Source organism: Exiguobacterium sp. s142, assembly GCF_018618455.1.
GTDB lineage: Bacteria > Bacillota > Bacilli > Exiguobacteriales > Exiguobacteriaceae > Exiguobacterium > Exiguobacterium aurantiacum_A.
The window spans coordinates 1-1,748 of the sequence record NZ_JACSMB010000045.1 but is presented as its reverse complement, the minus strand read 5'-3'; the positions used below and the strand labels follow the sequence as shown (position 1 = coordinate 1,748).

Here is a 1,748-nt window from a genome sequence, read left to right as displayed (position 1 = left end):
AGCCGCCCTGTCCGGCACGCCGCTTTCCTGGGGGCGGTCAGCGAGCCGCATCGCGACGATGTCGCTGCTGGGTCTCGCCTTGCCCGCTGTTCCCCCGGGAGTCGGCGTGCCCTCGGGGCGACGCTGTACGTCCTTGCCGTTTCGGACTAAACTGGCTATAACTACACATCCTGGAGGCGATCCCGATGATGCCAGACCTGCCGAACATGCCGCCGAGCCCGTATGCGGCGCTTTACGATCTGTTGATCCCTGCCGATGACGAGCTACGGCTCATCCACGATCTCGTATCGTTCGATTTCGTCACCGACCTGCTCGCGGACACGTATTGTCACGACAACGGGCGGATGGCCGTCCATCCTGTCCGGATGTTCAAATATCTGTTCCTCAAGGCGCACTCGAACCTATCGGATGTCGATCTCGTCAGACGGGCGAGGACCGACCTCACCTATAAGTATTTCCTGGATCTCGCGCCGGAGGACGGCGTCATCAACCCGTCCTCGCTCACGAAATTCCGCCGCCAACGCATGGACGACGACAAACTGCTCGACAAACTGCTCGCACACACGGTCGAGGTCGCGAAAGGGATGGGGCTGCTGAAGGGACGGACGCTGATCGTCGATTCGACCCATTCCCGGGCCCGGTACGGGCAGAAGCCGATTGGGCAGGCGATCATCGAGGAGGCGAAGCATCTGCGCCAAGCGTGCTATCAAGCATCGGCCGATGCGAAGGGGCGTTTCCCTGAGAAAGTCGATGAGCACGACATCGACCAGCTGCTCGCCTATGCGCTCGCCGTGGCGGAGACCGTAGAGTCCGAGATGCCCGAGCTGATGATGCGGGAGCACATCCGCGACAGGGTGAACCGTGTCCGCGAGCTCGCCGAGGACGCGCATGTCGAGCTACAGGTGTCCAAGGACAGCGATGCCCGGACCGGGCACAAGAGCGCCGACTCCTCCTTCTTCGGCTACAAGCATCACCTCGCGATGACGGAAGAAGGCATCATCACGGCCGTCGTCGTCACGTCAGGCGAGGCGGCGGACGGGAAGCAGTTGACTCGCCTCATCGAGAAGAGCCACGCCGCCGGCGCCGAGTTCGACCACATCGTGGGCGATGCGGCCTATTCGGGCCGAGACAACCTGATCTATGCCGCCTCACAAGGATGTAAGCTCGTCGCCCCATTGAACCCCCGTGTCTATTCCCCTGCAGAGAACCGCGGCGAGGGGTTCACTTACAATAAAGATGCGGAACGCTACGTCTGCCCCGCCGGGCACATGGCCATCCGTAAGGCCCGGACAGGCACGAAGAACATCGGTAAGAATCAAAAAGAGACGCATTATTTTGATATTGAGCTGTGTAAACGATGCCCATTGCGTGAAGGTTGTTACAAGGATGGCGCCAATTCGAAAACGTACAGTGTGTCATTGAAATCGAGGGAACATAGCGAACAGCTCGAATACGAGCAGACCGATGAGTTCAAGGACTATCACCGGAAGCGCTTCGCGATTGAGCCGAAGAACAGCCAACTGAAGAACCCGCAAGGTCTGGCGCGAAACAAAACGTCAGACCTGAAAGGCATGACGTTACAGAGCGTGATGGCCATCGTCGCGGTCAACCTGAAGCGGATCATCACCCTCTCAAAAGAAAAAACAGGATAAGGGCAAGGAAAAAGAGCGATTGTCCCGACTTGAGTCGGTCCAATCGCCCTTTTTTCTGTTCACGCTCGGATAGAGCGGAGGTTTTTCAGTGCCCTC

At 58.9% G+C, this 1,748-nt stretch carries 1 protein-coding gene; it reads left to right on the top strand.

Annotation, left to right across the window (positions count from 1 at the left end; all coding sequences use genetic code 11):
* Window positions 1–185 precede the first annotated feature (185 nt).
* Complete coding sequence (locus KNP77_RS15755; protein WP_214891758.1) at window positions 186–1,652, top strand: IS1182 family transposase; 1,467 nt, start codon at window positions 186–188, stop codon at window positions 1,650–1,652.
* Window positions 1,653–1,748 lie beyond the last annotated feature (96 nt).

What these genes read in the sequence shown, in the direction of transcription:
- KNP77_RS15755 (WP_214891758.1), top strand. Translation starts at nt 186, where the DNA reads ATGATGCCAGACCTGCCGAACATGCCGCCGAGCCCGTATGCGGCGCTT.